Source organism: Faecalibacterium prausnitzii (assembly GCF_003324185.1).
GTDB lineage: Bacteria > Bacillota > Clostridia > Oscillospirales > Ruminococcaceae > Faecalibacterium > Faecalibacterium prausnitzii.
This window is the reverse complement of sequence record NZ_PXUP01000072.1, coordinates 1-652: the sequence shown is the minus strand read 5'-3', so window position 1 is coordinate 652 and position 652 is coordinate 1. Positions and strand designations below refer to the sequence as shown.

The window sequence follows — 652 nt, the reverse complement described above, 5'->3', positions numbered from 1 at the left end:
CGTTCTTTTTTGTTATGTAACCCCGAAAAATCGGGGCTTGCACGGTCAATGCACGGTTTCTGCACGGTTGGTGTTTTCGTGGGAATCCTCTGCATGGGCTGGAATTGCTTTGAAATGCGTGGTAAATTTTGCATCAGGTCAGCAGAGCCAGACGGAGCTGCGCCTTTACTTCGGGGTCTGCGTCCTTCAGAAGTTCCAGCAGAGCGGTCATGGAGATGGTCGGTTCGCCTGCGGCGGGTACAGCCTGCGGGCTGGGGCTTTCCTGTTTAGCATAGAACCCTTCCTCAAATTTCCTGCCCAGTTCTACACGAGAGGACTGCTGGATATGAGCGTAGGTGTTCACCAGCATATCCGCCGTGGCGTGCCCTGTGGTGCCCTGAACGGCTTTCACATCGCCGCCGGAAATCATCAGTTGATAGGTGGCACTGGAATGCCGCAAACCGTGGAACACAATGCGGGGGAATTCCGGGTGGGCATCCTGCCATTTGAGGAACTTCTTGCGGATCAGCACCGGCTCCACTGCCAGACCATTGGGTAGACGGAACAGCATTCCGCTATCATGGTAGCGTGCCGGGTCTTTCATCTCGTCTGCCGCCAACTGATTCAGCCACTTCTTCAATTCCTCTTTCAGTGCAGAGGTCATGAAGATGGT

1 protein-coding gene is annotated in these 652 nt (G+C 54.6%); it reads right to left on the bottom strand.

The window, feature by feature from the left end; genetic code table 11:
* Positions 1–133: 133 nt before the first annotated feature.
* On the bottom strand, positions 134–652 hold a 519-nt coding region (locus C7J97_RS14755), incomplete at its 5' end, for a tyrosine-type recombinase/integrase (RefSeq protein ID WP_147232781.1).